The 3,474-nt window shown below is 65.4% G+C and carries 4 protein-coding genes; all 4 read left to right on the forward strand.

The window, feature by feature from the left end; translation table 11 throughout:
* Nucleotides 1-120 precede the first annotated feature (120 nt).
* Entirely contained in the window at nucleotides 121-783 is a 663-nt protein-coding gene (locus FFT10_RS27475) for a helix-turn-helix domain-containing protein (protein WP_137736074.1), read from the forward strand.
* Between the two features lie 122 nt (nucleotides 784-905).
* The gene (locus FFT10_RS27480) at nucleotides 906-1,631 is read left to right on the forward strand and encodes a helix-turn-helix domain-containing protein (protein WP_137736075.1); all 726 of its coding nucleotides are present in this window, start codon (nucleotides 906-908) and stop codon (nucleotides 1,629-1,631) included.
* A gap of 129 nt (nucleotides 1,632-1,760) precedes the next feature.
* On the forward strand, nucleotides 1,761-1,982 hold the full coding sequence (locus tag FFT10_RS27485) for a hypothetical protein (RefSeq protein ID WP_137736076.1): 222 nt from the start codon (nucleotides 1,761-1,763) through the stop codon (nucleotides 1,980-1,982).
* A partial coding sequence (locus tag FFT10_RS27490) for a replication endonuclease (RefSeq protein ID WP_137736077.1) occupies nucleotides 1,979-3,474 on the forward strand: 1,496 nt, incomplete at its 3' end. The genes FFT10_RS27485 and FFT10_RS27490, both read left to right, overlap by 4 nt.

Consider the following 3,474-nt stretch of genomic DNA (forward strand, 5'->3'; position numbering starts at 1 on the left):
ACGTGTCGAAGTGCAGCACGCCGGGCACAAGCCCCTGGCCGATGCCGCTTTGTAGAACGATTCAGCTGGGCTACAAGCCCCGTGTATCCTGCGGTTTTCCTGCCAGGTCGAACCTGCAAGATGGACGGCGAACAGAAGACGAAGCCCTCACGCGGCCCAGCGAAGAAGTCGAGCGCGAAGACGCGCCTCGCGAGTGCTGCGCTTGACGCCCTAGCGGTACAGGCGGAGTTCATCGACCGTGAATCGCGCGAGAGTCTTGCAGCGGGTACCGCGCAGCCCGGCAGGCTGGGCAAGCCAGAAGATCAACTGGGGGTCCGCTTGCAACAGGCCCGAGAAGAACACCGGTGGACTCAAGGTGAACTTGCCGAGCTGACGCGAAGCCTTGACCCTGACGAGAAGGGTGTGTCGCGGGCCGTTGTCTCGCTCTACGAGGCGGGCACAAATCGGCCGTCTCCTCGTGAAATTCGTCTGCTGTGTGAGGCCTTACGCATCACCCCCAACTTCTTGATCTACGGGGACGACGACCCCTTCAGCGCATTGATCGAGGAGCGACGGACCGGCACCCGTGCACGGCATGACCCCGAGGGGTTCGCATGGATGGCCCACGTGATGGCATCGCTGCACCACAACCACTACGACGCCTTGATGAAGCTGGCCTTGAGCGTTCAGCGAAAGTGGGACGTAGGCTTTGATGTTGGCTTGCAGGACAAGGCCAATGAGAAGCTGTTGGCCATGGCGGACGCACTTCGGGATCGCCTAGAGCACCGCAAGAAGCTCAAGTAGGCTGACCGTTACACGCGGGATGCGTGCAACGAATAATTTCCCAGTTGCAATGATCGGGAGCAAACCGTAGACTCCGGCCACGGTGCAACGATTCGTTGCTCCGAATCAATGGAGCATACGCAATGATCGACTTTTCCTCTCTCCCGTTGACCCCCGACGACGCCCGGGCGGCGCGCAACTACCTCGGCATGAGCCAAGCGAAGGCGGCCAAGGAGTCCGGCCTGCCTGACCACAAGATCAAGCGCTTCGAAGCCGGGAACTACATTCCTGACGAAGTGTTCTTGGCGGATCTGCGGGAGTTCTTCGAAGACCGCGGCTACGAGTTCCAGGACACCAAGAAGCCGGGCGAGAAGGCCCGGGGCAGCGGCCAAGTTTTCCCGGCCGGAGTCCTGGGGACACCGACGGAAAACCGTGGTTCCTCCGAGGATTTCCAGCCTCAGCGCGCGCAGTTTCACCACATGCGGATCGCCATCACGGATGAAGCTGAGATGGGCCGCATGCTGGACTTGATCGACGCCAACGAACAGCGGGCGGAGGAACTCCTGCAGCGCAAGGTGGAGACAGGCCTGTTCGGTGGGCTGACCGAGGCGAGCCAGGTCGCACACGCCGAAGCACTTCAAGCGCTGGCCGAGAACGGCAGACTGTTCGCACGCCTGTTCGGCCGCGAGGTCGGCGGCACGCCGAAGCCCGCAATCTTGACGGGTAAGGCAAAGCCGGAAAGCCACGCTGACCTGATGCACCAGCGCCAGGCCGATGCACTTCGCATCGTGACAGGTGACCGCGAGGCGCTGCAACGGCGCAAGGCCAGCAAGCCCGCCAACAGCCTCATGGGATCGCTGTTCGGCTGATCCAGCCGGCCCCCCCGACCTGCGCGGCCTGATCCGCCGCGCCGCCCAACCCCCAGTGAACTTTCAACGCGGCCAGGCGCCGCGATAGGCGGAGCTTTGCCCATGACAGACCGACCGACCCTGCCACCGATGGCTTACCGACTGTGGTTGCCCCACTGCGGCACGTACGTACGGGCAACCAGGCAGAACAACCGCCAGATCATCGGCACTGCCAACCCGGCAGATGCACTGCGATTGCCAGAACTGCAGGCCATCCACCAGGCGCGGGCACTCATCCGCCGCGCCGGTCAGGTGGTTGAACTGCGGCCCGCAGAGCCTACCGATACCGACCACAACGGGGTGCAACTTTGAGCCCGGCCGACCTGGCTGCGCTGGCGGCCGCGGTTGACCTGACCGACAGCGACATTGAGGCGGCCGCCGAGAAGATCGCGGGCCAGGTGCAGCGCATGGCGGGGCTGTGGAAGGCGCAAGACACCCCCGAGCCTGTAGCGCTGAAGTACCTGCGCGCCAAGGCGCGGCAGCACCACGTTGAACTTCCGCCGAGTGCCGGTTTCACGCAGCGAGTGAACCGCATGGCCGATCCGGCGTGGTGGCGCCGGGCGCTGCGCAAGCGCCTGCGCACCGTCGAACATCACGCCATCCAGCAGGGCGCGGTGCACCGCCGCGCATCCCCCTACGTGTCGGAAAAGGCCTTGCGCCGCGCTGATGCCGACCGGCGCCGATTGGCGGCCCTGCTGGCGTCCCTGGAGGTGCTGAACACCAACACCGGCGAGGTGATACCGCTAGATGACGTGATCAAGGGCAGCCAGGCAAACCCGGCGAACCGCCGCGCCGCCTTGATGGTGCGCATCAAGGGTATCGAGGCCAGGGCACGCACCAAGGGCCATGAGGCTCTGTTCCTGACCATCACGGCGCCCAGCCGCATGCACGCCAGGCACCACACCGGCCAGGCCAACACCGAGCATGACGGCAGCTGCCCGCGCCAGGTGCAAACCTATCTGCATGGAGTGTGGCGCCGCGCCATGCGCAGCTTGCAGCGTCAAGGGCTGGCAGCCTATGGCCTGCGCACCGTCGAGCCCCACCACGATGGCTGCCCACACTGGCACGTGCTGGTGTTCGCGCCGGCAGAACAGACAGGCGACATCCTTCAAACCCTGCGCGCCTGCGCCCTGGCCGACAGCCCTGACGAGCCAGGCGCGGCCGAACACCGGTTCAAGGTGGAGCGCATCGACCCCGCCAAGGGCAGCGCACTCGCCTATGTGGCGAAGTACGTGTCCAAGAGCATTGACGGGGAAGGGCTGGACAGCGACACCGAAAGCGACACCAGCGGCGCCGACACCGCCCGGCGCGTGGTGGCCTGGGCGAGGCGCTGGGGCATCCGGCAATTTCAGTTCTTCGGACTGCCGCCCATCACCCCCATGCGCGAGCTGTACCGGCACAGCGGCGAGGGTCTGGGAAGTCCGGCACTGACCGAGGCCCACCAGGCCTGCAAGGCCAACGACCACGCCGCCTACCTGGGTGCCTGCGAGGCCCATGGCATCGACTTTGGCGTGCGCTATGTCGATCGCCCCAGCACCCGCTATGCCGACGAACTGGCGCGGGCCATCCGCGGCCTTAATGCCCGCGCGGCCGACCTGCTGGCGCCCCTTGAGCTGACCACCCGCACCGAAACATGGTGCATCCAGCCGCGCCAGGTGCGCGCCGATGTGGCCGTTTGTCTTCCTTGGACTCGATTCAATAACTGCGCGCAGTCAATCGAATCAAGCACTTGCGAAGGGTTGCGCGATCTAGGCCAGGCCGGCGCCGCGGGCAACCGCAGCACAAGGCGGCCAGGCGCACCGAC

It is taken from the genome of Pseudaquabacterium pictum (genome assembly GCF_005403045.1).
Lineage (GTDB): Bacteria > Pseudomonadota > Gammaproteobacteria > Burkholderiales > Burkholderiaceae_C > Pseudaquabacterium > Pseudaquabacterium pictum.